Source organism: Paraburkholderia sp. SIMBA_030, assembly GCF_046535245.1.
In the GTDB taxonomy this organism is placed as follows: domain Bacteria; phylum Pseudomonadota; class Gammaproteobacteria; order Burkholderiales; family Burkholderiaceae; genus Paraburkholderia.
This window is the reverse complement of the sequence record NZ_JAWRXB010000260.1, coordinates 1-305: the sequence shown is the minus strand read 5'-3', so window position 1 is coordinate 305 and position 305 is coordinate 1. Positions and strand designations below refer to the sequence as shown.

General features: G+C 50.2%; 1 protein-coding gene. It reads left to right on the top strand.

Annotation, left to right across the window (positions count from 1 at the left end; translation table 11 throughout):
- Positions 1-305, top strand: a 305-nt coding sequence (locus tag SB772_RS39920) for a hypothetical protein (protein WP_410838509.1), incomplete at both ends; no start/stop codon positions are given.

Here is a 305-nt window from a genome sequence, read left to right as displayed (position 1 = left end):
CTACCGCTCACAGATCAGGCACTCAAAGGGAACAACTGGTTACTGGCTTACGAAGGAGGTCGCCGGCTGTGGCTCGGAAATCCAGATATCGCTTTCATAGAAGCCGACCCCTGCTTCGCAGCACTGCTAAATGCTGACGTTAGCTTTTATGACCAGGAAGCCAGGCTGCCGGCTATATTCCAAGTCAAGATCGAAGTAGCGGAGGCTATTGATTTCGACTCGGATGACGAGATCGACAGTGATTTCGAGTTTGACAGTATGGATGAGGAATACTTCGATTCGGCTGTAACGGATACTGATGAGGA